This window comes from Thermoplasmata archaeon, from assembly GCA_035632695.1.
Classification (GTDB): domain Archaea; phylum Thermoplasmatota; class Thermoplasmata; order RBG-16-68-12; family RBG-16-68-12; genus RBG-16-68-12.
Window position 1 is genome coordinate 1 of record DASQGG010000179.1, and the last position, 1990, is coordinate 1990.

Sequence of the window (1990 nt, forward strand, 5' to 3'; positions counted from 1 at the left end):
CGTTTATCCCGGAGGCGATCGATATCGTGAAGGGCGGTTTCGAGGAGGAGTGGCTGCGCCAGAGGGCCCACGCGAAGACCCGGGCGACTGCCCTTCCGTTCAGCGACCACCCGCTCGGGGACTGCTTCGCGGTCGCGGGACCGAACCAAATCGTCGAGATCCTCGAGCTCGCGGTCTATATCAAGCGGCTCGTCCGGGCCCCGCGCCTGGAGACCGTGCTGCACGCCATGCGGGAGCAGTACGGGCCGGGCCTTTTGCAACTCGCATACGCATACCGTTTCCAGAGGCTGGGAGCTTCCGCCGTCGAGTTGGAGCCCGCGGCTGCCGGAGGCCGTCAGGCGGATATCTCCTTCGATCTGTCGAGGGTGCCCTACCTCGTGGAGTGCTACATCCCGGAGGTGAGGGACCGAAACACGTCGCACGAGCTGCATTACTCGACGGGTGCCATCTTCGATGCGCTCAGCGAGAGGGGTGCTAGAATCCGTCGGGTGTGCATCCGGCTGACGCGTCCGATCAACGCGGCGGACAGGAAGAGGATCGAACGCGTAACGATCGCGGCTATTCGGACGATGGGGGACGCCTCGCGGGTGGACGCGCAGGACGAGGCGGCCCTGATCTCCGTTGAAGGCGTCTCCGACATGGCCGTCGATACCGACTTCCCGCGGCCAGGGGAGCGCAGATCCGGCCGCTGGCTCTACGGCGACGCCGATTGGAGCATGGACGAGCAGTTAGTTCCTGATGCAAAGATCCCCGACGTCAGGCGGGGCAAGGCGCCATTCCCCTCAGGCAATAGAATCTTCGTCTGGCGAGCGCCGGGGGAGGAGAGGTCGCAGTCGTTCGAGCAGCGGGTAGAGGAGCTGGTGGACAAGATCAGCGGCAAGCTCGCACAGACACGACGCCACGACGGCCCGGGACGGATCATTGTGGCCTCAATTCCAGAGGCGCTCGACCGCGACGCGGAGACGATGCGCCTGATGACCGAGATCCAGAACCAGCTGCTCCGAAAGCATCGCGGCGTCGCGGCGCTACTCTTAACGACACGGGTGTGGACGACGCAAAAGCGGCACCAGTACCAAGGCTTCGTGTTGTTCGGTGAGGAAGGGCAACGCCTTCCAAAGGAAGTGTTCGATCGCCTTCAAGAACTCGAGGGCGAAGCCGATATCCTTGAGGACTGGCGATAGTAGGCGGCTCTAGTCCGCCGCCTTCACTCCGGACGCGAGATTGGTCTCATGTGGCTGTACCTCGACGTTTTGCAGCAGGATGTCCAGCTAGCCACCGTACATTGGCCTCTATCGCTTGTCAGTTCCTCATTAGTTGTAGTATAATTTATACCTATGAGGAACATTCCCTGCACAGCTTCTGGCTGGTTCCTCCTAAGTTGCAATAGTATACCTACCTGGGAGGAACAATGAGTCGGAAGACCGTTACAGGAATCCACAAATCTCCCCGCCCGCACCGCAGCGTATCTCATCCCGACCATCGAATGCTCTTCGAGATTGCAACTGACCAAGGGGGTTACTTTACTACCGCACAGGCCCGGCAGGCCGGATTTTCCAAGTACCTCCTCCACCATCATGTCCGGCATGGACGATTTCAGCCGGCTCAGCTTCGACGGGGCCTCTACCGACTGCGGGATTTTCCTACAGGACTGCACGAGGAATTCTGGGAAGCATTAGTAAGCGGAGGCTCCGACGCCGTGCTGTCCCATGAGAGCGCACTGCGTCTTCACAAACTCTCCGACGAGTCCCCATCCGTTGTACATCTCAGGGTTCCATATAGCAAACGCCCACGTCATCGAGCCACATCTAAACTGCGCCGTATCAAGCTGCACGTTGCGCGTACGTGGCTAGGGCCTAACGAAATCACTTTAGTAGACGGGTTCCGCGTCACCACCCCGCTACGTACCATCCTGGACGTCACCGAGAGCGGGACAAGTCCCGATCAGGTGGTGGCTGCAATTAAGCAGGCCCTTGAGCAGGGCTGGACTACA

General features: G+C 60.5%; 1 protein-coding gene. It reads left to right on the forward strand.

What is annotated here, in order from left to right; all coding sequences use genetic code 11:
* Positions 1 to 1181, forward strand: a 1181-nt coding sequence (locus VEY12_11335; GenBank protein HYM40712.1) for a hypothetical protein, incomplete at its 5' end; no start/stop codon positions are given.
* Positions 1182 to 1990 lie beyond the last annotated feature (809 nt).